Genomic DNA, 23,566 nt, shown 5'->3' with positions numbered 1-23,566 from the left:
GTGAGTCAGGCGGGTGCGGGCACCGGGCCGAGGATGGAGAAGAACGCCCCCTGCGGGTCGGTCAGCACCGCGAACCGGCCCCGGGGCAGATCGGTCGGCGGGACGGACACGCTGCCGCCGAGCCGCTGCGCCTCGTCGGCCACCGCGTCGGTGTCGGTCACCGCGAAGTAGACCATCCAGTGCGACGGCAGGTCGCCCCACTCCTCGCCGACCATCGGCATCATCCCGGCCACCTGCTGGCCGTCGCGCTGCCAGGTGGTGTAGGTGATCGCATCCATCGGCTGGTCGTCGGCCGTCCAGCCGAAGACCGCACCGTAGAACTCCTTGGCCCGGTCGGGCTCCCGAGTGGTCAGCTCGGCCCAGGTCAGCGCGCCCGGCACGTCGAAGACCTCCGCGCCGGAGAGACCCAGCGACTGCCACACCCCGAACGACGCGCCGGCCGGGTCGGTGAGCACCGCCGAGCGACGGGAGTCGGACACTTCGACGGGGCCCGAGCGGAGCCGCCCACCGGTGGCCGTCGCGAGTTGACAGGCCGTGTCGACATTCTCGGTGGCCAGGTAGGGCGTCCAGGCCGGCTGCCCGTCGTCGGTCGGGCCAGCGCCGGCCACCGGTCTGCCCTGCTGGTGGAAGACGAGACGGCCGGTTGGCGGTTCGCCGGTCGCCTCGGCGACCGCCCAGCCGAACAGCGGTGCGTAGAAGCCGGCCGCCGCGGCGGGATCGCTGGTGAACAGGTCGACCCAGGCCGGCCTTCCCGGTGGAATGCTGGTCATGCGCGTAGGCTCCGGTTTCCGTCGGTGATGGGCGGGGTGGTCCGAGCGTCGCATTCGGGTCCGACACCCCGCTGGCGATTCAGCGCGTCCCGGCGAGGGCGATGACGTGGAACAGGGCACCGTGGGGGTCGCGGAGCGCGGCAAAGCGGCCGGCCGGGATGTCGCGGGGCGGCACCAGGATCGTGCCGCCCAGCTCGGCGGCGCGCGCCGCGCTGGCGTCCGCGTCGGCCACCGCGAAGTACACCGACCAGTACGCCGGGCCGTCCGAGGGGAACTCGTCGCCCAGCGGCGGCATCATCCCCGCCACCAAGCGGTCGCCGAGCCGCCAACCGGTGTAGGCGACCTGGCCCATCGGCTCCTCCTCCGGCTGCCAGCCGAAGACCAGCTCGTAGAAGATCCGTGACCCGCCCGGATCGGGGGTGACCAGTTCGGTCCAGCTCATCGCACCGGGCACGTCGAACACCTCGGCCCCCGCGAAGGCCATCGGCTGCCAGACACTGAACGCGGCCCCGGCGGGATCGGTGAAGACCGCCATCCGACCCCGGTCGAAGACCTCGAACGGCGGCACCACCACCTGTCCACCGGCCCGCTCCACCCGGCCGGCGACCAGATCCGCGTCGTCGGTGGCCACGTACGTCGACCAGATCGGCACCTGGTCCGGTACGGCCGGTGGGCCCGCCCCGGCCACCGCCCGCCCGTCCAGCAGTAAGACCGTGTACCCGCCCGCCTCCGGCTCGGGGTCGACCCGGCCGGTCCAGCCGAACAGTTCCGGGTAGAACCGCCGGGCCGTGTCGAGTCCCGGCGTGGCCAGGTCGGCCCAACAGGGCGTACCCGGCGCGACGCTGACCACGGCCACCCCTTCCGGCCCGCGGCGACCACCGACCGGTCGCCCCTCCCGGCATGGTGGCACCGGTGCGCCGCCGTTCGGGGCGGAAACCGGGGGAACGCCAACTGAACCGGCGACCCGGTCCCGTCCGGTCGAGAGTCAGCCGAGCGGGGCGGGTAGCGGCGTGGCGTGCAGCACGGACAGCCGGGACACCGCCCGGGTGAGCACCACGTACAGCCGGTTCAGGCCGCGTGGCTCGGCGGTCGCGATGGCGGCCGGCTCGACCGCGATGACGTGGTCGTACTCCAGGCCCTTGACCAGGGTCGCGGGCATCACCGTGACCCGCGCGCCGGTGGCCGGCCCGTCGGGGGTCACGGTCTGCACCCCCGCCTCGGTCAGCGCCGACCGCAGCCCGTCCACGGCGTCGTCGGCGGCGATCACCGCGATCGACCCCTCGAACGCGAGCGCCGTCCGCACCTCGGCCACCGTCGCGGCCGTCAGATCGCGCACGGTACGCACGTCGAGGGTGCCGTCGTTGCGCAGCGACTCGGCCGGCGGCACGTCGACGGCCAGCGCCGGCAGCAGCCGGTTGGCGAAGGAGAGCACGGCGGCGGGCACCCGGAACCCGATGGTCAACGGCACCACCGTCGCGTCCGGCTTGCCCAGGTGGCGCAGGCTCTCCCGCCAGTCGCTGGCCGCCCACGGCGCGGTGGCCTGCGCCAGGTCGCCGAGGAGCGTGAGCGAGCCGTGTTCGCTGCGCCGGGCGATGACCCGGCACTGCATCGGGGAGAGGTCCTGGGCCTCGTCCACCACGACATGGCCGTAGCCGCTCGGCCGTTCGAGCAGTCCGGCCGCCTCGTCGATCAGCACCGCGTCGGCGGCCGTCCAGCGGGTCGCCTTCGCCGTCCGTCCCAACCCGGTGCCGGTGGCGCGCCCGGTCCCGGGTGCCGGGCGGGTGAGCAGGAGTTGCTCGTCGGGCGTGAGCAGACCGTCAGCGGCCTGGGCGAGCCGGTCCGAATCGGTGTACAGCGCGTGCAGCAGGCCGTCCGGCGTGAGTGCCGGCCAGACGGCGTCCAGGAATCCGGTGACCGGCTTCGACCGGCTCATCCGGCGCAGCCACGCGTCGCCCGGTGATTCCGCCCGTCGGGCCTCGGCCTGCCGTTGCAGCAGTCCGACCACGCGGGCCCGGACCCGGTCCCGCCCGACCGCGTACGGCAGTCGTTCCGCGCGGGTGTCCTGGATTAGCCGGTGCAGCGGCTCCAGCCCGATCCGCCAGCGGAACGAGCCGTCGGAGACGAGCACCGGCTCGGCCGGCTCGCCGACGTACGCGTCGACGGCCCGGCGCAGCACCTCGGCCATCCGGGCGTCGTGCTTGAGCGTGGCTACCGCGGGCGGGTCCGCCGCGCGGACCGGCACCCGGGTGACAAGGTCCTCCACGGTGGCCTGTTCCACCTCGACCTCACCGAGCGCGGGCAGCACCGCCGCGATGTAGCCGAGGAAGGCCCGGTTCGGTCCCACGACCAGCACCTTCGACCGGCGCAGCCGCTCCCGGTGCAGGTAGAGCAGGTACGCCGCCCGGTGCAGCCCGACGGCGGTCTTGCCGGTGCCCGGGGCGCCCTGCACGCAGATCGAGTCAGCCAGGTCGGCCCGGACGAGTTCGTCCTGCTCAGGCTGGATGGTGGCGACGATGTCGCGCATCGGCCCGACCCGGGGACGTTCGATCTCGGCGGTGAGGATCCGGCTGGCCGTGCCGAGTTCCTCGCCCCGGTCGAGGTGCTCGTCCTCGAAGCTGGTCAACTTCCCGTCGCCGAAGCCGAACCGGCGGCGTACCGCCAGGCCCTGCGGATCGCGGGCACTGGCCCGGTAGAACGTGCGGGAGATCGGTGCCCGCCAGTCCAGCACCAGCGGTTCGCCCTGCTCGTCGGTGACATGCCGGCGGCCGACGTGGTAGCGGCGGCCGGCGTGTTCGGCATCCGCGTCGCCGAAGTCGAGCCGGCCGAAGAAGAGCGGGGTGCGCGGGTCGTCGGCCAGTTCGGCGACCCGCCGGGCGAGGTGCCGGCCGAGCTGTTCGGCGGTGTACGCGTCTCCGGCCACCTTGTCGCCGGTGGCGAAGAGGGCCTCGGCGCGTTCCCGCATCTGGTGCAGCGCCGCCCGCGAGCGGGTCAGGTGCGCCCGTTCGGCGGCCAGTTCGTCGTCCAGCGCGGGTGGCTGGGAGATTTTTTCGGCGTGCAGGCTCATCCACGGACTCCTCGACGCGGGAAGAAGGCTGCCGCTCGCGTTTCCGACACGTGGGTCGGCGCGGGGACGTCCGCTGCGGTGCTACTCACCGCGGCCGTCAGGCGGAACGAACAGCCTACTCCCGGGACTGCCGTGGACAACCGGTTTTCCCTCCGGTCGGGGGATCATGGGGAGATGACGCAGGCGCACTCCGAGCCACCCCGGGTGACGATCAGCGACCCGCAGACGCTGCGGGCGCTCGCTCATCCGGCCCGGCTCGCGATCATGGAACACCTGGCGACGACCGAGGGCGCGATGACCGCCACCGAGTGCGCCGAGGTGGTGGGCCTGTCGCCGAGCGCGACCAGCTACCACCTGCGGGCACTTGCCAAGTTCGGCCTCGTGGAGCAGGCGCCGAGCCGGGGGGACGCCCGCGAGCGACTGTGGCGTGCCGCGGTCCAGCAGTGGACCATCGACGCCGGCCGGGACGCTGACCCGTCGGTACGCGACGCCGAGCAGACCCTGGTGGAGGTTTTCCTGGCCCGGGGACTTGAGCGCAGCCGGGACTGGCTGCGCCGGGCCCCGGACGAGTCCGAGGAGTGGTATCGCAGCGCGATCCTCAGCGAGTCGTTGCTGCTGCTCACCGCCGAGGAGTTGGCGGAGTTGAACGAGGCCGTGACGGCTCTGCTTCGGCCGTACCGGAAACGCACCCGCTCCGATCCGCCGCCGGGCGCCCGCCGGGTGGCTGTCCAGTACCGGGCACTGCCGCTGGCCTGAGGGTGCTTGCGTACACCAGATATGAAGCATTACTTTCGAAGTATGTCCTTCATATCTGGCGAATCGCGGTGGGCGGACGTCGCCCTGGCCACCTCCGCCCGTGGGTTCGCCACCTGCGGGCAGTTCCTCACGGCCACGACCCTGACGCTGAGCCTGCAGACCTCCGGGGCGGGCGGCAGCGCCGTCGCCGGCATGCTGTTGGCGGCGACCCTGCCGCTCGTGGCGCTCGCCCCGCTGACCGGGCGGCTCGCCGATCGGGTGGACAGCCGAGCGCTGCTGGTCGGTGCCGGGACGGCCCAGTCGGCGATCTGCCTCGCGCTGGCGTACACCGGGCATCCGTTGCTGGTCGTGGGTCTGGTCGCGCTGCTCGCCTCCGGTCTCGCCGTCGCCCAACCGGTGCTCGCCGCCCTGGTGCCCGCGATGGTGCGCGCCACGGACCTGCCCAGGGCGACAGCCCTCAACCAGACCGCCGGCATGCTCGGCGTCCTGGCCGGACCGGCCCTGGCCGGGTTCCTGGTGGGCGGTTTCGGCACCCGGGTACCGCTGCTTATCGCCGCGGTCGGCTATCTGGCGCTCGTCGTCGCCGGCCTGCTCGTCCGGACCCGCAGAGGCGGCGCGCGGCGCGTGACAGCGACCGGCGATGGCCCCTCGGTGGGCGTGGATGCCACGGGCGCGGAGCTGGCCGGTGGCTGGCGGCTGCGGCGGGACCCGCTGCTGGTGGCGATGGTGGCCACCCTGGCCGGCGTCATAGCAGCCATCGGCGCGATAAACGTCATCGAGGTCTTCTACGTACGCGAAACCCTCGGTGCGTCGGCCTCCGTCTACGGCCTGGTGACCGGCGCCTGGACGCTCGGGGTGCTCTGCGGTGCGTGGATCTTCGCCCGGGTGGCCGGCCGGCTCGCCGACGACGGCGCCCTGGTCCAGGGCGGCCTGTTGCTGCTCGGCGGCTGCTGCCTGGCGGTGCTGCTCTCGGTGACGGTCCCCACCGCTGCGCTGCTGGTGCCGCTCTGGCTGCTCGGCGGCCTCTGCAACGGCGGCGACAACGTCTTCCACAACCTGGTGGTGGCGCGGCGGGTACCCGAGGCGGCGCGCGGGCGGGCCTTCGCCGCCGTGGGTGCCTCGGTGCAGGGCGCGGCGATGGTCGGCTACCTGCTCGGTGGTCTGCTGCTGGAGGCGACCGCACCACGCCCGCTGATCGTCGGCTGCGGGGTGGCCGGGCTGCTGGTGGTACTGGGCTTCGTGGTACCCGTCCGCCGAGCGGTCCGGGCCGAACGCTCCCGCGTCCGGCAACTCCCGCCGGCTGGCCCTGCGCAGACCGGGCCGGCTGGTGCGGGGTTGGCCACTTCCGCGACGTCCGGCTGAGCAGGTCACCGGCGGCGGGGATACGGTCGGGGCATGGTCGAGCGCCTTGCCCGCCCCCGCGTCGGGCACATCCAGTTCCTCAACTGCCTGCCCATCTACTGGGGGCTGATGCGCTCCGGCGCCCTGCTCGACGTCGACCTGCGCAAGGACTCACCGGACCGGCTCAGCGCCCAACTCGTCGCCGGTGATCTGGACATCGGGCCGATCACCTTGGTCGAGTACCTGCGGCACGCCGACGAGCTGCTGCTCCTGCCCGACCTGGCGGTGGGCAGCGACGGACCGGTGCTGTCGGTCAACCTGGTCAGCACCCGGCCGCTGGCGGACCTTGACGGCGCCCGGGTGGCGCTGGGTTCAACCTCGCGGACCGGCGTGCTGCTCGCCCAGTTGCTGCTGCGCGAGCGGTACGGGGTCCGTCCGGAGTACTTCCGGTGCCCGCCGGACCTGACCCAGATGCTGTTGGAGGCCGACGCCGCGGTGCTGATCGGCGACGTGGCGCTGCGGGCGATGTACGAGGCACCCCGACAGGGGCTGACCGTGACCGACCTGGGCCAGGCGTGGCGGGAGTGGACCGGACTGCCGATGGTCTTCGCCGTCTGGGCGGTCCGCCGTGACTTCGCCGCCGCCCATCCCGGCCTGGTCAAGGAGGTGCACGAGGCGTTCCTCCGCTCGCGTGACCTGTGCCTGGCCGAGTTGGACCAGGTTGCCGAGTCGGCGGCCCGATGGGAGCCGTTCGAGGCCAGCACGCTCGCCGACTACTTCCGTACCCTGGATTTCTCCCTCGGCGAGCGCCAGATCGCCGGCATCCGCGAGTTCGCCCGCCTCACCGCCACCCACGGCGAAACCCCGCCACTACCCGCCACCGGCCCCGCCTTCTTCACCCGCTGACCCGCGGGTGCGGCAGGCTCACGGGCTGGTGGTGAGCAGCGCCTCGGTGATCTTCTCGCAGTTCTTCATGCCGTACTCGTAGCCCTTGTTGATCGGGTACTGGAGCATCACGCCCATGGTCCAGGTGTCGCCGATCGCCAGGCAGTTGACGTGGATCTCCTGCTCGCGGGTGCGGTCGACCCAGCCGTTCTTGATGGCGATCTTCTTCGCCTCGGCGGCCGGGAACGCCTTGCGGATGCCGAAGTCGCCGGCACCGCGTACCTGGCGCATCTCGCTGAGCAGCCACTTGGTCCACTTCGGGCCGGCGGCGGTGCCCTCGGCGATGCAGTTGCCGAGGCGGGCGGTGTCCCGGGGGGAGAGTTGGGTACGGCTCCAGCCGAGATCGCTGGACACCTTGCTGTCGGTCAGCTCGCAGGTGGACAGCAGCCGCTTGATCGAGGCCGACCTGCCGATCTGGGTGTAGAGCTGTTCGGTGCGGGTGTTGTCGCTGTCCCGGATGATCCGGGTCAGGTCGTCCAGCTTCCCGTCGCTCGGGGTCTGCCCGGCGTCGGCGGTACGGCGCAGGTAGTCGGCGACGATCCAAGCCTTGATCAGGGAGGCGGTGGTGCTGGTCTCGGCCATGTTCTCCGAGCCGATCATCTCGCCGGACCGGCGGTCCAGCACGCTCCACGCGTACCAGCCGTCGATGTCCAGGTCGATCTCCCTGTCCTCGAACGGCAGCGGCTCGGGCTCCGGCGAGGGACTTGGCGACGGCGACGGCCGTACGCTGCGGTCGGTCCGGCTCCCGTCCCGGCCCGTCGGAGACTCACCCTGGCCCCACTGGGCGGCGGCGGTGGACTCGAACGGTGAACCGGGTAGCAGGCGCAGCGAGACCAGGACCAGCCCGATCAGTACGGCCGCGATCGCGATCAGCCGGAGCGGCGATGTCTCGCCGCGGCTGCGGCCGGCCATCAGAGCTTCCCGATCGGCTGCTGCGGCACCTTCAGGGCACCGCCGGGCTGTGGCGTCACCAACTGGCTGGCGACGCTGGCACAGACGTCCGCTCCGTAGTCGAGCCCGCCCTGCCTGGGGTAACGCAGCATCACCGCGAGGCTCCACTTCTCGGTCACGGCCAGGCAGTTGACGTGCCAGTTGCCGTCGTAGTTGAGCACGGTCCAGCCGTTCTTCATGCTGACCGGGCCCTGACTGGTGATCGACTCCGGCAGTCCGTCGATGATGCCCCACCGGCCGCCGCCCTCCCGGGCCTTCTGGTCCTTGGCGGCGGTGCTGCCGCGAACCTTGCTCATCTCGGTGAGCAGCCACTTCGTCCACTTGGGTCCGGCGGCGGTGCCGTCGGCGATGCAGTCGCCGAGCCGTACCGCGTCGCGCGGGGACATCTCGGTGAAGCTCCACCAGCCCTCGTAGCCCTTGACCTTGCCGGGCTTGGTGTCGGTCAGGCCGCACAGCTTGATCGCCCGCTTGACCACCGCGCCGGGCTGCCCCTTGGCCGGCAGGCGGTAGGACCCGCCCGCAGCGAAGTAGACCTGGTTGGCCCCGTCGTCGTTGCTGTCCCGGATGGCCCGGCTGGCCGCCTTCTTCATCGACGCCGGCGGCTCCTTGTCGCCGAGTTGACGCAGGTAGTCGGCGACGATCCAGGCCTTGAGCATCGACTCGGTGGAGCTGGTCGCGGCCAGGTTCTTGGAGCCGGCGAGCTGGTCGGTCTCCCGGTCCAGCAGCGCCCAGGAGAAGAACTCGCCCTTGAAGTTCACCGAGACCTTGCCGGCGGCAAGGGTCGGCGGCGGCGGTGGCGCGGGTGTGGGCGCGGCGACGCTCTCCGGGCTGGCCTCGGCCTCGCCGGCGGAGAGCCGGGCGTAGGCGGCCGGCACCAGCATGACGCCGCCGAGCAGTACCGCCGTCGCGGCGAACACCATGGTCACGCGAGGTCGCATGAGCGGGTGAGCTCCAGATGTCAGGGCCGGGGGGACCGGCTTGCTGCCAGGACTGACCGGTGCGGATCACCTGGGCCGGGGGAAGTGGCCTGAGCTGGCGATCGTCGTCAGCCGATCGGTGTGACGGGGGAAGTCTACGTGCGGATCGGCGTTATGCCAGGACTCGACACCTGGCGACTCGCCGTGAAGGCGGGATAACGAACCGCTATGCGGTCGTTGCGAGGATTTGTCGCTGATTCGTGACCCAATTCATAGTTTCCCGCGCCACCGATGGCGACCGAGGGGTAACGGTGGGCAGTCTCGAATTTGTATGACACCCCCTGGCTTAATCAACGCCTAGCTGTAACACTGGGGGCATGTATGGCAATGACTTCCCGGGCGAGGACCCGCCCGGCGGGCTGCTCGGTGAGGTCGAGGCGGCGGAGGCGGCGTTGCGCGCGGCCGCGGCACGCGACCGTGGCGCCGCCGAGCCGGGTGGCGACCTGGCCGCCTACTTCGCCGAGGTCGTCGACGCGGACCAGAAGATCGAGCCCCGCGACTGGATGCCGGAGGCGTACCGGCGCACGTTGATCCGGCAGATCGCGCAGCACGCCCACTCCGAGATCATCGGCATGCAGCCGGAGGGCAACTGGATCAGCCGCGCACCGTCGCTCAAGCGCAAGGCGATCCTGCTGGCCAAGGTGCAGGACGAGGCCGGTCACGGCCTCTACCTCTACGCCGCCGCCGAGACTCTCGGCGTCAGCCGGGACGAGCTGGTCGACCTGCTGCTCAGCGGCCGGCAGAAGTACAGCTCGATCTTCAACTACCCCACCCTGAGCTGGGCCGACGTCGGAGCGATCGGCTGGCTCGTGGACGGCGCCGCGATCGTCAACCAGGTCCCGCTGTGCCGCTGCTCCTACGGCCCGTACGCCCGCGCCATGATCCGGGTCTGCAAGGAGGAGTCGTTCCACCAGCGCCAGGGCTACGAGATCCTGCACACCCTGGCGCACGGCACCCCGGCGCAGAAGGCGATGGCCCAGGACTCCGTGGACCGCTGGTGGTACCCGTCGCTGGCGATGTTCGGCCCGCCCGACGGCGACTCCACCCACTCCGCTCAGTCGATGGCCTGGAAGATCAAGCGGTTCTCCAACGACGAGCTGCGCCAGCGCTTCGTGGACATGTGCGTCGGTCAGGCCGAGGCGCTCGGGCTCCGCATTCCCGACCCGGAGCTGCGCTGGAACGACGAGCGCCAGGCGTACGACTTCACCCAGCCGGACTACGACGAGCTGATGCGGGTGATCAACGGCAACGGGCCGTGCAACCGGCAGCGGATGGAGCACCGGCGCCGCGCCCACCGCGAGGGTGCCTGGGTGCGCGAGGCGGCCACGGCGTACGCCGCCAAGCGTGCGGTGAAGGAAAAGGAGAAGGTGGCAGCGTGAGCCGGCAACACACCCCGCTCTGGGAGGTCTTCGTCCGGGCCCGGCGCGGGCTGGCGCACACCCACGTCGGCAGCCTGCACGCGCCCGACGCGGAACTGGCCCTGCGCAACGCCCGTGACCTCTACACCCGACGTCAGGAGGGGGTGTCGATCTGGGTGGTGCCGGCGAGCGCCATCACCGCGTCCAGCCCCGACGAGAAGGACGCCTTCTTCGACCCGGCCGCCGACAAGGTCTACCGCCATCCCACCTTCTACGAGGTCCCAGACGGGGTGGCGCACCTGTGAGCGCGAGGAGTGAGCCGGGTTTGCGAGCCCCGCAGTCGCGAACGGATATCGCCCTGTGAGCGCGAACTTCGCCCTCGCCCTCGGCGACGACGCGCTCATCGCGGCGCAGCGGTTGGCCGAGTGGAGCACCCGGGCACCGGAGATGGAGGAGGACATCGCGCTGGCCAACATCGCCCTGGACCAGCTCGGTGCCGCCCGCCTCCTGCTGTCGTACGCGGGTGAGCTGGAGGGCGCCGGCCGGGACGAGGACGCGTTGGCGTACCTGCGCGACGACCGGGAGTTCCGCAACTGCCTGCTGGTCGAGCTGCCCAACGGTGACTTCGCGGTGACCATGGCGAAACTGCTCGTGCTGGCGGCCTACCAGGTGCCGCTCTACACCGCCCTGGCCGGCTGCCCGGACGAGCGGCTGGCCGCCGTCGGAGCCAAGGCCCGCAAGGAGTCCGCCTACCACCTGGACCACGCCGCGCTGTGGGTGAAGCGGCTCGGTGACGGGACCGAGGAGTCACACCGGCGGATGCAGGCCGGCGTCGACCAGATCTGGCCGTACGCCGACGAGCTGTTCGCGGCGTGGCCGGACGCGCCGGTCGACCCGGCGACCCTGCGGCCCGACTTCGACGACACGGTGACCGCGGTGCTCGCCGAGGCGACCCTCACCGTCCCCGAGGTCGGCTGGACGCCGGCCGGTGGACGCGACGGCGTGCACACCGAACACCTGTCGTACCTGCTCGCGGAGATGCAGGTGCTGCACCGCGCCCATCCCGGGGCCCGCTGGTGAGCCGATGAGCCGGGCGCGGGAGGCTGTGGCGGCGGTGGTGGATCCGGAGATCCGGGTGGTCACCATCGACGATCTCGGCATCCTGCGGTCGGTGCTGGAGGACCCGGCCACCGGTCGGGTGGTGGTGACGATCACTCCCACCTACACCGGCTGCCCCGCGATGGACGTCATCCGCGCCGACATCCGGCGCGCGCTTGCCGCCGCCGGTCATCCCGACGCCGAGGTGCGTACGGTGCACAGCCCGGCCTGGAGCACCGACTGGATCAGCGACGTCGGGCGGGCCAAGCTGGCCGCCGCCGGCATCGCCCCACCCGCTCCGGTCCGGCGCGACGGCGTCGTTCCGCTCACCCTGACGGTGCGCTGCCCACGTTGCGGCTCGCCGGAGACCGAGCAGCTCAGCCGCTTCGGCTCCACCGCCTGCAAGGCGCTGTGGCGCTGCCGCTCCTGCTCCGAACCCTTCGACCAGGTGAAGGCCCTGTGACTGTCACCATCACGCGCCCGGTCCGCCGCCGACCGGTATTCCACCCGCTGCCCGTCGTCGCCGTGGACCGGCTCACCGCCGATGCCGTCGCGATCACCTTCGCGGTACCGGAGGAACTGCGCGAGACCTTCGCGTTCCGCGCCGGCCAGCACCTGACCGTACGCCTGCCGGCCGCCGCCGTCGCCCCGGACGGTGACGGCGGCGGGGACGTGCGCCGTTCGTACTCGATCTGCTCCACCCCGGCGGAGCTGGCCCGGCACGGGCGGTTGCGGATCGGCGTGCGGGAGATTCCGGGCGGGGCCTTCTCCGGCTACGCCTGCGGGGCGCTGCGGCACGGCGACACCATCGAGGTGTTGCCGCCGCTGGGGCACTTCACCACGGCCTTCGCACCGGACCGGGCTCGCCGCTACGGCGCGGTGGTCGCCGGCTCGGGCATCACCCCGGTGCTGTCGCTGGTCGCCACCGCGCTGGCCGTCGAACCGGCCAGCACCTTCACGCTGGTGTACGGCAACCGCACCGCCGGCAGCGTGATGTTCGCCGAGGAGCTGGCCGACCTGAAGGACCGCTACCCGACCCGGCTGCACCTGGTGCACGTGCTCTCCCGCGAACAGGGCGATTCGCCGCTGCTGTCGGGCCGGATCGACGCGGAGCGGCTCGGCCGGCTGCTGGAGACCATCGTGCCCGGTGAGGCGATCGAGGAGTGGTTCCTCTGCGGCCCGTACGGGCTGGTGGTCGATGCTCGTGCGGTGCTGACCGAGCGGGGTGTCGCGGAGTCGGCGGTGCACACCGAGCTGTTCCACGTCGACGCGCCGCCCGAGCCGGTACGCCGCAGCGACGACGCGTCCGGCGGCACCGACGTGACGATCACGCTCGACGGACGTTCGTCGAGCTTCACCATGCGCCGCGACGAACGGGTGCTCGACGCGGCGTTGAAGGTCCGCGGCGAGCTGCCGTACGCCTGCAAGGGTGGGGTCTGCTCGACCTGCCGGGCGAAGGTCGTCTCCGGCGAGGTCGAGATGGCCTGCAACTACGCCCTGGAGCCCGACGAGGTGGCCGCCGGCTACGTGCTGACCTGCCAGTCCAGCCCGCTCACCGACACCCTCACCATCGACTACGACGCGTGAGGCGTCGGGCGTTCGGGGTTCACGCGACGAGGCTGGAGCCGGTTTTCCAATAGTTTTGCGCTATCCTTCCTCGCAAGGAATGGTCTAAACCGATCGGAAACCGAGATGACTGGGCATGAGTACGAGGAGGCGCTGGCTCGAATTCTCGCTGGTGAGACGGCCGCAGCTCTGGAGTCCAGAACCCTGGACTTCAAGCGGCAGGGAAGATCTCGCGACGACACCCTCCGGGACTTGGCCGCAGCGGCTGCCTGCTTCGCGAACGGGATCGGCGGAACGCTCGTGGTCGGCGTGCACGACAGGATCGCTGGTGTCGACGCCCTCGCGGGTACTGACCTGGATCCGATTCGTGTGGTGCAGCGAATCTATGAGCTGACCCAACCAGCCCTGACCGTCTTCAGCGAGGCGATCGAGGTCTCCGACACACGGCTGCTGCTCATCACCGTGCCCCGAAGTCCCGACATCCATCAGGTCGACCAGCGTGCCACGCATCGGGTGGGCACCTCGTGCCTTCCGATGACCGCTACCCAGATCGCGTCCGCCTTGGCTGACCGTCGCAACGACGACTGGTCTGCCGGCGACACCGACCTAGCCCGCGCCGAGGTGTCCCCCGTCGCCTTGGATATCGCCCGTACGCTGCTGCGCCGCAGCTCCGATCCGGTTCGTCGGCGATACGCGGCGGAAAGCGACGGAGACCTGCTACGAATTCTGGGAGTAGTGAACGAGGCTGGCCGGCTAAACCGAGCCGGGCTGCTGCTGTTCGCCGAAGAGGACGGCGGACCAGGCAACGGCTCACATCTTGTGGTCTACCAGTTCCGCAAGACCCCGGCGGGCGAACCGACAGTCGTGCATCGCATCACTGGACCGCTCCTGCCTGCCCTGGTGCGGATACTCGAACTCATCGATGCGCGGGTGGACAAGACCCCGGTCAATCTGCCGGGCGGGCAGCAGGTGCAACTAGCTGACCTGCCTGAGGCGGCGGTACGGGAAGCTGTGGTCAACGCCCTTGTGCATCGTGACTATCGTCTGGCTGGTCCAGTGCAGATCGAGCACGCGCCCACTCGCCTGGTGGTGGCATCTCCCGGGCCGCTGGTCTTCGGTGTGACAGTGGAGAACATCCTGACCACCACCTCCAGACCTCGAAATCCGCTACTTGCCGGCGCTGTCCGGACGTTGGGTCTCGCCGAGGAAGCCGGTGTCGGCGTAGATCGGATGTATCGGGAGATGGTCCGGGTGGGCCATCAGCCACCTCGATACCTGGAAGAGCCGGACAGGGTCACCGTGACGTTGCTGGGCGGCGCACCGAACCGGCATCTCGCGCGTTATGTCGCGGCGCTGCCGGAAACCGAGCAGGACGACGCGGACACCTTGCTGATCCTCTATCACTTGTTGACTCATCGTGTCCTCTCCGCCGTCGACGCCGTTCCTCTGTTGCAGAAGGATGTCGTTGAGGCACAGGAGGTTCTGCTGCGACTCAGTACGGAGCCGGTCGCGATGCTCGAGTCGACCCGGGAGACGGCCAGACGTAGACACCCCAACTATCGGTTACGAGGTTCAGCGCTGAGTGCATTGGGCCCGGCGGTCCGGTACCACCGCGGACACCGGGACGACGCGGAGCGCAAAGTGATCGAACTGTTGCAGGCCGCAGGGCAAGTCAATGCCCGGATGGTGCGAGTGGCGCTCGACCTGGATGCGCAGGCCACATCGCGTCTACTTGGTGGCCTCGTCGACGAAGGAGTGCTCGCCAGAATCTCCGAGTCACGGCGTGGTCCCTCGGTCACCTACGGACCTGGACCGAAGTTGTCGCCACGGGGTCGACGCCAGCCGCGCAAGAGCCCGACGAGTGAGGGAGATCCACTGTTCTGAGCTGTTCGCTGGCTGTGGGTCAGATCCCAGCAGGGCCCGGTTGTCGCTGATCAGGCTCGGCGTACCCTCGGAGATGTGACGGTGAACCGGGAGATCGACGACATCCTGCAGCGCGGTGCGGACGGCGGGCGAATCACGCCCGAGGAGGCCCTGCTGCTCTACACCGACGCCCCGTTCCACGCCCTCGGTGAGGCGGCGGACGCGGTCCGTCGGCGGCGGTACCCGGACAACGTCGTCACGTACCTGATCGACCGCAACATCAACTACACGAACGTCTGCGTGACGGCGTGCAAGTTCTGTGCGTTCTACCGGGCGCCGAAGCACAAGGAAGGGTGGACCCATCCGACCGAGGAGATCCTGCGTCGCTGCGGCGAGGCGGTCGAGCTGGGCGCCACCCAGGTCATGCTCCAGGGCGGCCACCACCCGGACTATGGCGTGGAGTACTACGAGGAGCTGTTCTCCTCGGTCAAGCAGGCGTACCCGCAGCTCGCGATCCACTCGATCGGCCCGAGCGAGATCCTGCACATGGCCAAGGTCTCCGGGGTCAGCCTGGACGAGGCGATCGCCCGGATCAAGGCCGCCGGGCTCGACTCGATCGCCGGTGCCGGTGCCGAGATGCTGCCGCAGCGACCCCGCAAGGCGATCGCGCCGCTCAAGGAGTCGGGCGAGCGCTGGCTGGAGGTCATGGAACTCGCGCACCGGCAGGGTGTCGAGTCGACCGCGACGATGATGATGGGGACCGGCGAGACCGCCGCCGAGCGGATCGAGCACCTGCGGATGATCCGCGACGTGCAGGACCGTACGCGCGGCTTCCGGGCCTTCATCCCGTGGACGTACCAGCCGGAGAACAACCACCTCAAGGGCCGCACCCAGGCGACGACCCTGGAATACCTGCGGCTGGTGGCGGTGTCCCGGCTGTTCTTCGAGACCGTGCCGCACCTGCAGGCGTCCTGGCTGACCACCGGCAAGGACGTCGGTCAACTGGCGTTGCACATGGGCGTCGACGACCTCGGCTCGATCATGTTGGAGGAGAACGTCATCTCCTCGGCGGGTGCCCGGCACCGGTCCAACCTGCACGAGCTGATCGGGATGATCCGTTCCGCCGACCGGATCCCGGCCCAGCGCGACACGCTCTACAACAGACTGGCCGTGCACCACACGCCCGACGACGACCCGAGCGACGACCGGGTGGTCTCGCACTTCTCGTCGATCGCCCTGCCCGGCGGCGGTGCCGGCCGATCGCTGCCCCTGGTCGACGCACGCTGACCGACACCCCATCCCGATCAGCGGAGCGAACGCCGGTCGGCGACCTGGGCCGTCGCACACCGTCACCGTGAGTCCCGAGTAGCGGCATCCCGGGTCGCCCCGTGCAGCGGCGTGCCGCGAGTTGCGGTGTCTTGGGTCTTCCCGGCGGCGGGAGGGTACGAGTTGCGGCATCCCGGGCCCTCGTCGCGGCGGGCGGCGTCGTTGGGTGGTGGGGTGGCGGCGGGCGAGAGATCACTAAGTGTCACTGGGTTTCGGGCGCTGGGTGACAGGGGTGGCTCGATCGGTTGTCAGCCGAACGGCTCGCGTGGATCATCCGTCCGGTTCGAAGCGCCAGGCCGCCACGGCCAGGTGCGGGGGCGCGAGCAGGTAGCAAGACCCATCAATCCGGACAATCCTTAAGTTGCCATTAGCTGAGCAGCTTGTGACTGGTGTGATCCAGGGTGGCGCGGGTGATCGCTGACCGCTAACGTCCCCGCCCGTACGCTTCCTTCACCCCACGGGGAGACACCTTCATGATTTTCCGTAACCGGGCTGCCGCGTACCTGGGAGCCGGTGCCGCCGGCGTCCTCGCGGCCGGCGCCTTCGCCGCCCCGGCTCTGGCGGACGACAGCGCGGACCTCGCCATCAAGGCGACCGGCACCACGATCGCGGTCGGTGCGCCGGGCAAGGACGCCAGCGTCTCGCTGCTGAACAAGAGCAAGGTCGACGCCAAGAACGTGCTCGTCGCCCTCGACGTCAGCAAGCTGAAGACCGGTCTCGTCGACATCGACGAGACCGGCTGCAACCCGCGCGAGGACGGCTGGATCCTCTGTGGCATCGAGGGTGACACCATCCGTGCCGGTGAGGACGTCGACTGGTTCTTCCCGTTGACCCGCAAGGGCAAGGAGGTCGGTCCGGCCGGCTCCATCACCGCCGTGATCCTGCACGGCGGCGAGGACCCGGACGAGTCCGACAACGTGGTGACCGTCGACGTCAAGGTCGAGGGCACCGGGCCGGACCTGACCGTCGTCGCCGACGATGTCCGCAAGGCCGTCAAGGTCGAGGGTGGCACGATCACCGAGGTCGGCGACCTGTACGCGGGCAACACCGGCCAGCTCATCTACGGCGCCTTCAACCAGGGTGACCAGGCCGCCCGCGGTCTGCGCATCGAGGTGCAGCTGCCCAAGGGCGCGACCTTCGCGGAGAAGGAGCCGGACTGCACCTACAACGCCGCGATGACCTCGCTGACCTGCGAGTACGACAAGGCCGTTCTCATCCCGGCCGCGCAGGACACCGACGGTGACGACCTCTTCTCCGGCGCCCGCTTCTACAACCTGGTGAAGGTCGCCGACGGTGTGAAGCCGAGCAGCCTCACCGGTGGCAAGGTCACCATCGACTCGCTGTCGGTGCAGGAGGCCCCCAGCATCCTCCGGTCCGCCGCCACCTCGGCGCTGCCGGAGAACGCCACGGGCGTCGCGGGTAACGACGTCGACCCGAGCGACAACACCGACGACTTCGCGGTGGTCGTGGCCGCCAAGGGTGGCTCCGGTGGTGGCGACAACGGTGACGGTGGCGGCCTGCCGGTCACCGGTGTGCAGGTCGGTCTGATCGGTGGCGTCGGCGCGGGTGTGCTGGCCGCCGGTGTGGCCATGTTCCTGGTTGCCCGCCGTCGCCGGGTGGTCCTGGTGACCCCGGGTGACGAGAAGACGAACGCCTGAGGTTCGTCCTCTATCGGCCCGCGCGGGCCGTTCACATAACGCACGGCAGTGAGGGCGGGATGGGTGACCATCCCGCCCTCACTGTGTCGGCTCGACCCTGTCCGGGCCGTCGCCCGTCGGGCTGGCAGAGTGGAGGGGTGAGCCGTACCCCGCAGGGCCAGCGCGCCAGCCTGGACAAGCAGCCGCACGAGGTCGCCGCGATGTTCGACGGTGTCGCGGCCCGTTACGACCTGACCAACACCGTCCTCTCCTTCGGCCAGGACCGGTTCTGGCGGCGGGCCACCCGGGCGGCGCTCGACCTGCGACCGGGCGACCGGGTGCTGGACGTCGGCGCGGGCACCGGTGTCTCCACCGAGGAACTCGCCCACTCCGGGGCGTACGCGGTCGGGGCCGACCTGTCCCTCGGCATGCTGTACGCCGGCAAGCGCACCCGGCCGCAGGTGCCGTTGCTGGCCGGGGACGCCCTGCGGCTGCCCTTCGCCGACGCCAGCTTCGACGCGGTGACCATCTCCTTCGCGTTGCGCAACGTCAACGACACCGACGCCGCCCTGGCCGAGCTGGCCCGGGTGACCCGTCCGGGGGGCCGGCTGGTGGTCTGCGAGTTCAGCACCCCGGTCAATCCCGCGTTCCGCACCGTCTATCTGTCGTACCTGATGCGCTCCCTGCCGGCCGTGGCCCGGACGGTCTCCAGCAACCCCGACGCGTACGTCTATCTCGCCGAGTCGATCCGGGCCTGGCCGGACCAGCCGGCGCTGGCGGCGCGGGTGGCTGCCGCGGGCTGGGGTCGGGTGGCGTGGCGCAACCTGACCGGCGGCGTGGTGGCGCTGCACCGCGCCGTGCGCACCTGAGCCCGGCGCTCGCCGCGCCGCCCCCGTGGACATGAGCCCGGTGCCCCTCGCGGGTCGACGCGGCAGCAGCACTGTCATTTAGGGGAATAAGGCGATTTTGTCGGGTTTGCCGCTTAGGCTGGCCGGCATGACGGATCCGAAGAACGTGGCCATCGGGGATGCCGCGGAGCTGGTCGAACAGCTCAGGGGTCTGGCCGGCGCGGATCCCGCCGACGTCCGCCAGGTGGTGACCGAGGTGCTCGCGGCCCTGGACCGGGCCGCCGGTGGCGCCCTGCGCGAGCAGCTGCCGGAGACCATCCGAGCCGGCCTGGACGGCGCCAACCCGGCCCGGCACTGAGGGGGCTGCCGGCCCCCAGATCGTTCCAGCAGGTTAGGCCTACCTAACAAGGCGAGCTTACGGCGCCGGTCATAGACTCGACCCCGCTGGCTTGTGAAGCATTTCACGAGCAGGGCGGGGAGGAGGCGCTAATGACCGCGGTGGAGAACGACGCCGACGTGATCGTCGTGGGCGCCGGTCCCGGTGGTTCGGCGACCGCGTACCACCTGGCTCGGCACGGCGTACGCGTGCTGCTGCTGGAGAAGACCGAGTTCCCCCGGGAGAAGGTCTGCGGCGACGGGCTGACCCCGCGCGCGGTGCGGCAGTTGATCCGGATGGGGGTGGACACCTCCCCGGAGGCCGGCTGGCTGCACAACCGTGGCCTGCGGGTGATCGGCGGCGGTGTCCGACTGGAACTGGACTGGCCGGATCTGGCCAGCTTCCCGAACTACGGTCTGGTGCGCACCCGACTCGACTTCGACGACCTGCTCGCCCAGCGCGCGGTGTCGGCCGGCGCCAAGCTGCGGACCAGCGTGAACGTCATCGGCCCGGTGCTCGACGGCGACGGCCGGGTGATCGGGGTGCAGGGTGAGGACGGGCCGGACAAGGCACCCGTCACCTTCCACGCTCCGCTGGTGGTGGCCGCGGACGGCGTCTCGGGCCGGTTCCCGCTCGCCCTCGGGCTGGCCAAGCGGGAGGACCGCCCGATCGGTGTCGCCGTGCGGCGCTACTACCGCTCCGCGGCCCGTCACGACGACGACTACCTGGAGTCCTGGCTGGAACTGCGGGCCAAGGGCACGAACGAACTGTTGCCCGGGTACGGCTGGATCTTCGGTCTCGGTGACGGCCGGGTCAACGTGGGGCTCGGCATCCTCAACTCGTCCTCGGCCTTCGGCAAGACGAACTACCGGCGGCTGCTCACCGACTGGCTGGCCAACACGCCGCCGGAGTGGGGGATGACCGACGAGACCAACGCCGAGGGCTCGATCCTCGGTGCCGCCCTGCCGATGGGGTTCAACCGGGTGCCGCACTACACCCGGGGGGTCATGCTCGTCGGCGACTCGGGCGGCATGGTCAATCCGTTCAACGGAGAGGGCATCGCGTACGCCATGGAGTCCGGCGAGCTGGCCGCGGAGGTCGCGGTCCAGGCGCTCGCCCGGCCGGCCGGCGCGGAGCGGGAGCGGGCCCTGATGGCGTACTCGCAGGAGTTGAAGACCCGGTTCGGCGGCTACTACCGGCTGGGCGGGATCTTCGTGAAGTTGATCGGCCGGCCGGAGATCATGCGCGTCGCGACGAAGCACGGCATGCCCCATCCCACGCTCATGCGCTTCGTGCTCAAGCTGCTGGCCAACCTCACCGACCCGCGTGGCGGTGACGCGATGGACCGGGTGATCAATGCGATGACCCGGGTTGCGCCGGCCGTGTAGGGGCGCGGAGCAGGCAATGTCCACCCCCGCCGAAGGGCGCGGGGTGGGATGTGAATAGTGTGAATTTCGCCAACCACCGAGGGCAGGGAAGGACGAGCAGGAGAAGAAATGTCGCTCTCGCCTTACGTACCCATCATCGGGCTGTTCGCCCTCGCCGCGGGTTTCGCGCTGTTCTCGATAGCCGCCGCCCGGTTCGCCGGCCCCCACCGCTACAACAAGGCCAAGCTGGAAGCCTACGAGTGTGGGATCGAGCCTAGCCCGCAGCCGATCGGCGGTAGCCGGTTTCCGGTCAAGTTCTACCTGACGGCGATGCTCTTCATCGTCTTCGACGTGGAGATGATCTTCCTGTACCCGTGGGCTGTCTCCTTCGACATCCTGCCGGTCTTCGGGTTCGTCGCCATGTTGGTGTTCATCGGTGCCGTCTTCGTCGCGTACGCCTACGAGTGGCGACGCGGCGGCCTGGACTGGGACTGAGGGAGGAACCGCTATGGGTATCGAGGAGAAACTCCCCGCCGGCGTCCTGCTCACCTCGGTGGAGAAGCTGGTCAACTGGTCGCGCAAGTCGTCGGTCTGGGGCGCCACGTTCGGCCTGGCCTGCTGCGCGATCGAGATGATGGCCGCCGGTGGTCCGCACTACGACATGGGCCGTTGGGGCATGGAGGTCTTCCGGGCCTCGCCCCGGCAGGCGGACCTGATGATCGTCGCCGGCCGGGTGAGCCAGAAGATGGCCCCGGTGCTGCGCCAGATCTACGACCAGATGGCGGAGCCTCGCTGGGTGCTCTCCATGGGCGTCTGCGCCAGCAGCGGCGGCATGTTCAACAACTACGCCATCGTGCAGGGCGTCGACCACGTCGTACCGGTCGACATGTACCTCCCGGGCTGCCCGCCCCGGCCGGAGATGCTGATCGACGCGATCCTCAAGCTGCGCGAGAAGATCGGCCACGAGCCACTCGGCCCGAACGGTCGCAAGATGCTTGCCGCCCGCGAGGCACGCGGTGACGTGCCGGTGGTGCCGTACGGCTCGATGCCGTCGTCGTACCGCAGCGACAAGGCCCGGCGGGCCGAGTGGACGAAGGCCGTCCGCGAGGGCCGCGAGGAGCAGCTGCGGATCGAGAACTGGATGAAGGCCCAGAACCACCTCCAGCCGTACCGGGGGATCAAGTGACTGACGACAAGCCCAGCACCGGCGGCGTGCCGGTCCCGGTGACGCCGGCCGGAGCGACGAGTGGCGCACCGGCCGAGTTCCCGCCGGCCGCGCCGGCCGGCCGGGGCATGTTCGGCAACCAGGGCAGTGGCGACGTCTCCGGGTTCGGCGGACTGGTCCGGCCGCACCGCACGGTCGAGGATTCACCGCGGCCGTACGGCGGCTACTTCGACGAGGTCCGGGACGCGCTGGAGGAGGCGTACCCGGCGTTCGGCGAGGCGATCGAGAAGGTCGTGGTCGACCGGGGCGAGCTGACCCTGCACATCCGCCCCGAGCGGATCGCCGAGGTCTGCCAGGTGATGCGGGACGATCCGGCGCTGCGCTTCGAGCTGTGCTCGTCGGTGTCCGGCGTGGACTACCTGGGTGCCGACGCCCGCCGACTGCACGTCGTCTACCAGCTCACCTCGATGACCTACCGTCGGCAGGTCCGGCTGGAGGCCGCCGTCAGCGCCGAGGAACCACACCTGCCCAGCGTCACCGCGGTCTACCCCACCGCTGACTGGCAGGAGCGGGAGACGTACGACATGTTCGGCGTCATCTTCGACGGCCACCCGGCGCTGACCCGGATCCTCATGCCGGACGACTGGGAGGGTCACCCGCAGCGCAAGGACTACCCCCTCGGCGGCGTGCCCGTGGAGTACAAGGGCGCCGAGATCCCGCCGCCCGACAAGCGGAGGTCTTACCAATGACCGCGTCCAACTACGCCACCGAACGCGAGACCACTGAGGGCCGCGTCTTCAACGTCACCGGCGGGGACTGGGACGACGTGGTGTCGGGGGTCGACCCGATCAACGAGGGTCGCATCGTCGTCAACATGGGCCCGCAGCACCCGTCCACGCACGGCGTGCTCCGGCTGATCCTGGAGCTGGAGGGCGAGACGGTCCGGGAGGCCCGCTCGGTCGTCGGCTACCTGCACACCGGCATCGAGAAGAACCTGGAGTACCGCAACTGGGTCCAGGGTTCGACGTTCGTGACCCGGATGGACTACCTCTCGCCGATCTTCAACGAGACGGCGTACTCGCTGGCCGTCGAGAAGCTGCTCGGTATCGAGGAGCAGATCACCGAGCGGGCCACCACCATCCGGGTGCTCATGATGGAGCTGAACCGGATCTCCTCGCACCTGGTCTGGGTGGCCACCACGGCGATGGAGCTCGGCGCGATCAACATGATGCTCTACGGCTTCCGGGAGCGCGAGTACATCCTGGAGATCTTCGAGCTGATCACCGGGCTGCGGATGAACCACGCGTACGTCCGGCCGGGCGGTGTCGCCCAGGACGTGCCGGACGAGGCGATCGTCAAGATCCGCGACTTCCTCACGCTGATGCCGAAGCGCCTCAAGGAGTACGAGGACCTGCTCTCCGGCCAGCCGATCTGGCTGGAGCGGACGCAGAACGTGGCGGTGCTCGACGTGACCGGCTGCCTGGCGCTCGGTGTCACCGGCCCGGTGCTCCGCTCCGCCGGCCTGGCCTGGGACCTGCGCAAGACCATGCCGTACTGCGGCTACGAGACGTACGAGTTCGATGTGCCGACCCACCCCGACGGCGACGTCTGGGGCCGTTACCTGGTCCGGCTGGCCGAGATCCGCGAGTCGTTGAAGCTTGTCGAGCAGGCGCTGGACCGGCTCAAGCCCGGGCCGGTGATGGTGGCCGACAAGAAGATCGCCTGGCCGGCGCAGCTGGCCATCGGCGTCGACGGCATGGGCAACTCGCTGGAGCACGTCGCGAAAATTATGGGCCAGTCGATGGAGTCCCTGATCCACCACTTCAAGTTGGTGACGGAGGGCTTCCGGGTGCCGCCGGGTCAGGTGTACGTCGCGGTCGAGTCGCCGCGTGGCGAGCTGGGCGTGCACGCGGTCTCCGACGGCGGGACCCGGCCGTACCGGGTGCACTACCGGGAGCCGAGTTTCGTCAACCTCCAGGCCCTGCCGGCGATGGCCGAGGGTGGCCTGATCGCCGACGTGATCGCCGGCGGCGCCTCGCTGGACCCGGTGATGGGTGGGTGTGACCGGTGAGCGCGAGGAGTGAGCTTGCGAGCCCCATCCGCCCGCGCGAGGAGAGAGCGGAGCGAGCCCCGCAGTCGCGGGCAGACGCCGGTGCAG

22 protein-coding genes and 1 pseudogene are annotated in these 23,566 nt (G+C 70.4%); 18 read left to right on the top strand and 5 right to left on the bottom strand.

Annotated elements, in window-relative coordinates; translation table 11 throughout:
- Positions 1–5: 5 nt before the first annotated feature.
- From O3597_RS23365 to O3597_RS23355, 3 genes are all read right to left on the bottom strand, one after another.
- Positions 6–770, bottom strand: a complete 765-nt coding sequence (locus O3597_RS23365; RefSeq protein ID WP_281602399.1) for a VOC family protein — start codon at positions 768–770, stop codon at positions 6–8.
- A gap of 79 nt (positions 771–849) precedes the next feature.
- Positions 850–1,620, bottom strand: a complete 771-nt coding sequence (locus O3597_RS23360; RefSeq protein WP_281602398.1) for a VOC family protein — start codon at positions 1,618–1,620, stop codon at positions 850–852.
- 135 nt (positions 1,621–1,755) lie between these two features.
- Positions 1,756–3,834 carry an AAA family ATPase gene (locus O3597_RS23355; protein WP_281602397.1) on the bottom strand — a complete coding sequence of 693 codons (2,079 nt, stop codon included), beginning with the start codon at positions 3,832–3,834 and terminating at the stop codon, positions 1,756–1,758.
- 174 nt (positions 3,835–4,008) lie between these two features.
- On the opposite strand from O3597_RS23355, the gene O3597_RS23350 reads away from it, so the two are divergent.
- Genes O3597_RS23350 through O3597_RS23340 form a run of 3 tightly spaced genes read left to right on the top strand, consistent with a single transcriptional unit; the run spans position 4,009 to position 6,837 of the window.
- On the top strand, positions 4,009–4,590 hold the full coding sequence (locus tag O3597_RS23350) for a metalloregulator ArsR/SmtB family transcription factor (protein ID WP_281602396.1): 582 nt from the start codon (positions 4,009–4,011) through the stop codon (positions 4,588–4,590).
- A 42-nt stretch (positions 4,591–4,632) separates the two neighbouring features.
- On the top strand, positions 4,633–5,952 hold the full coding sequence (locus tag O3597_RS23345) for an MFS transporter (protein ID WP_281602395.1): 1,320 nt from the start codon (positions 4,633–4,635) through the stop codon (positions 5,950–5,952).
- Positions 5,953–5,985: 33 nt separating this feature from the next.
- Positions 5,986–6,837, top strand: coding sequence for a menaquinone biosynthesis protein (locus tag O3597_RS23340; RefSeq protein WP_281602394.1), 852 nt, complete (start codon positions 5,986–5,988; stop codon positions 6,835–6,837).
- A gap of 18 nt (positions 6,838–6,855) precedes the next feature.
- Here the strand turns inward: O3597_RS23340 and O3597_RS23335 are convergent, their stop codons facing one another.
- Complete coding sequence (locus tag O3597_RS23335) at positions 6,856–7,788, bottom strand: serine hydrolase (RefSeq protein ID WP_281602393.1); 933 nt, start codon at positions 7,786–7,788, stop codon at positions 6,856–6,858.
- The gene (locus O3597_RS23330; protein ID WP_281602392.1) at positions 7,788–8,765 is read right to left on the bottom strand and encodes a hypothetical protein; all 978 of its coding nucleotides are present in this window, start codon (positions 8,763–8,765) and stop codon (positions 7,788–7,790) included. Before O3597_RS23330 ends, O3597_RS23335 begins: the two co-directional genes overlap by 1 nt.
- Positions 8,766–9,121: 356 nt before the next feature.
- On the opposite strand from O3597_RS23330, the gene paaA reads away from it, so the two are divergent.
- The 15 genes and pseudogenes from paaA (at position 9,122) to O3597_RS23255 (ending at position 23,479) form a co-directional block, all read left to right on the top strand.
- The gene (gene paaA / locus O3597_RS23325; RefSeq protein WP_281602391.1) at positions 9,122–10,183 is read left to right on the top strand and encodes a 1,2-phenylacetyl-CoA epoxidase subunit PaaA; all 1,062 of its coding nucleotides are present in this window, start codon (positions 9,122–9,124) and stop codon (positions 10,181–10,183) included.
- Entirely contained in the window at positions 10,180–10,467 is a 288-nt protein-coding gene (gene paaB / locus O3597_RS23320; protein ID WP_093404003.1) for a 1,2-phenylacetyl-CoA epoxidase subunit PaaB, read from the top strand. The genes paaA and paaB overlap by 4 nt, the downstream gene beginning before the upstream one ends.
- A 49-nt stretch (positions 10,468–10,516) precedes the next feature.
- A pseudogene (gene paaC / locus O3597_RS23315) lies at positions 10,517–11,242 on the top strand (1,2-phenylacetyl-CoA epoxidase subunit PaaC); the annotation flags it as partial.
- A gap of 4 nt (positions 11,243–11,246) precedes the next feature.
- Positions 11,247–11,723, top strand: a complete 477-nt coding sequence (gene paaD, locus O3597_RS23310) for a 1,2-phenylacetyl-CoA epoxidase subunit PaaD (RefSeq protein WP_164446508.1) — start codon at positions 11,247–11,249, stop codon at positions 11,721–11,723.
- Positions 11,720–12,847, top strand: a complete 1,128-nt coding sequence (paaE, locus tag O3597_RS23305) for a 1,2-phenylacetyl-CoA epoxidase subunit PaaE (RefSeq protein WP_164446506.1) — start codon at positions 11,720–11,722, stop codon at positions 12,845–12,847. The genes paaD and paaE overlap by 4 nt, the downstream gene beginning before the upstream one ends.
- A gap of 105 nt (positions 12,848–12,952) precedes the next feature.
- On the top strand, positions 12,953–14,710 hold the full coding sequence (locus tag O3597_RS23300; RefSeq protein WP_164446505.1) for an ATP-binding protein: 1,758 nt from the start codon (positions 12,953–12,955) through the stop codon (positions 14,708–14,710).
- 75 nt (positions 14,711–14,785) lie between these two features.
- Positions 14,786–15,976, top strand: coding sequence for a cyclic dehypoxanthinyl futalosine synthase (mqnC, locus tag O3597_RS23295; protein WP_281602390.1), 1,191 nt, complete (start codon positions 14,786–14,788; stop codon positions 15,974–15,976).
- 512 nt (positions 15,977–16,488) lie between these two features.
- Positions 16,489–17,673, top strand: a complete 1,185-nt coding sequence (locus O3597_RS23290) for a cell wall anchor protein (protein WP_281602389.1) — start codon at positions 16,489–16,491, stop codon at positions 17,671–17,673.
- A gap of 137 nt (positions 17,674–17,810) precedes the next feature.
- Positions 17,811–18,521, top strand: a complete 711-nt coding sequence (locus O3597_RS23285; RefSeq protein ID WP_164446501.1) for a demethylmenaquinone methyltransferase — start codon at positions 17,811–17,813, stop codon at positions 18,519–18,521.
- A 127-nt stretch (positions 18,522–18,648) separates the two neighbouring features.
- Positions 18,649–18,858 (top strand): hypothetical protein, encoded by a 210-nt coding sequence (locus O3597_RS23280; RefSeq protein WP_164446500.1) that lies wholly within the window; start codon positions 18,649–18,651, stop codon positions 18,856–18,858.
- A gap of 131 nt (positions 18,859–18,989) precedes the next feature.
- Positions 18,990–20,264 (top strand): geranylgeranyl reductase family protein, encoded by a 1,275-nt coding sequence (locus tag O3597_RS23275; protein WP_164446499.1) that lies wholly within the window; start codon positions 18,990–18,992, stop codon positions 20,262–20,264.
- A 108-nt stretch (positions 20,265–20,372) separates the two neighbouring features.
- The gene (locus O3597_RS23270; protein ID WP_093404019.1) at positions 20,373–20,738 is read left to right on the top strand and encodes an NADH-quinone oxidoreductase subunit A; all 366 of its coding nucleotides are present in this window, start codon (positions 20,373–20,375) and stop codon (positions 20,736–20,738) included.
- 13 nt (positions 20,739–20,751) lie between these two features.
- Positions 20,752–21,429 (top strand): NADH-quinone oxidoreductase subunit B, encoded by a 678-nt coding sequence (locus O3597_RS23265; protein ID WP_119578786.1) that lies wholly within the window; start codon positions 20,752–20,754, stop codon positions 21,427–21,429.
- On the top strand, positions 21,426–22,157 hold the full coding sequence (locus tag O3597_RS23260) for an NADH-quinone oxidoreductase subunit C (RefSeq protein ID WP_164446498.1): 732 nt from the start codon (positions 21,426–21,428) through the stop codon (positions 22,155–22,157). The genes O3597_RS23265 and O3597_RS23260 overlap by 4 nt, the downstream gene beginning before the upstream one ends.
- Positions 22,154–23,479 carry an NADH-quinone oxidoreductase subunit D gene (locus O3597_RS23255; RefSeq protein WP_164446497.1) on the top strand — a complete coding sequence of 442 codons (1,326 nt, stop codon included), beginning with the start codon at positions 22,154–22,156 and terminating at the stop codon, positions 23,477–23,479. The genes O3597_RS23260 and O3597_RS23255 overlap by 4 nt, the downstream gene beginning before the upstream one ends.
- The last annotated feature ends 87 nt before the right edge of the window (positions 23,480–23,566 follow it).

Source organism: Verrucosispora sp. WMMA2044, from assembly GCF_027497155.1.
Taxonomy (GTDB): Bacteria; Actinomycetota; Actinomycetes; order Mycobacteriales; family Micromonosporaceae; genus Micromonospora; species Micromonospora palythoicola.
The sequence above is the reverse complement of the archived record's forward strand: the minus strand, read 5'-3'. Positions and strand labels throughout refer to the sequence as shown.

What these genes read in the sequence shown, in the direction of transcription:
- O3597_RS23365 (WP_281602399.1), bottom strand. Translation starts at nt 770, where the DNA reads ATGACCAGCATTCCACCGGGAAGGCCGGCCTGGGTCGACCTGTTCACC.
- O3597_RS23355 (WP_281602397.1), bottom strand. Translation starts at nt 3,834, where the DNA reads ATGAGCCTGCACGCCGAAAAAATCTCCCAGCCACCCGCGCTGGACGAC.
- O3597_RS23350 (WP_281602396.1), top strand. Translation starts at nt 4,009, where the DNA reads ATGACGCAGGCGCACTCCGAGCCACCCCGGGTGACGATCAGCGACCCG.
- O3597_RS23345 (WP_281602395.1), top strand. Translation starts at nt 4,633, where the DNA reads ATGTCCTTCATATCTGGCGAATCGCGGTGGGCGGACGTCGCCCTGGCC.
- O3597_RS23340 (WP_281602394.1), top strand. Translation starts at nt 5,986, where the DNA reads ATGGTCGAGCGCCTTGCCCGCCCCCGCGTCGGGCACATCCAGTTCCTC.
- O3597_RS23335 (WP_281602393.1), bottom strand. Translation starts at nt 7,788, where the DNA reads ATGGCCGGCCGCAGCCGCGGCGAGACATCGCCGCTCCGGCTGATCGCG.
- O3597_RS23330 (WP_281602392.1), bottom strand. Translation starts at nt 8,765, where the DNA reads ATGCGACCTCGCGTGACCATGGTGTTCGCCGCGACGGCGGTACTGCTC.
- paaA (WP_281602391.1), top strand. Translation starts at nt 9,122, where the DNA reads ATGTATGGCAATGACTTCCCGGGCGAGGACCCGCCCGGCGGGCTGCTC.
- paaD (WP_164446508.1), top strand. Translation starts at nt 11,247, where the DNA reads ATGAGCCGGGCGCGGGAGGCTGTGGCGGCGGTGGTGGATCCGGAGATC.
- O3597_RS23300 (WP_164446505.1), top strand. Translation starts at nt 12,953, where the DNA reads ATGACTGGGCATGAGTACGAGGAGGCGCTGGCTCGAATTCTCGCTGGT.
- O3597_RS23290 (WP_281602389.1), top strand. Translation starts at nt 16,489, where the DNA reads ATGATTTTCCGTAACCGGGCTGCCGCGTACCTGGGAGCCGGTGCCGCC.
- O3597_RS23280 (WP_164446500.1), top strand. Translation starts at nt 18,649, where the DNA reads ATGACGGATCCGAAGAACGTGGCCATCGGGGATGCCGCGGAGCTGGTC.
- O3597_RS23275 (WP_164446499.1), top strand. Translation starts at nt 18,990, where the DNA reads ATGACCGCGGTGGAGAACGACGCCGACGTGATCGTCGTGGGCGCCGGT.
- O3597_RS23270 (WP_093404019.1), top strand. Translation starts at nt 20,373, where the DNA reads ATGTCGCTCTCGCCTTACGTACCCATCATCGGGCTGTTCGCCCTCGCC.
- O3597_RS23265 (WP_119578786.1), top strand. Translation starts at nt 20,752, where the DNA reads ATGGGTATCGAGGAGAAACTCCCCGCCGGCGTCCTGCTCACCTCGGTG.
- O3597_RS23255 (WP_164446497.1), top strand. Translation starts at nt 22,154, where the DNA reads ATGACCGCGTCCAACTACGCCACCGAACGCGAGACCACTGAGGGCCGC.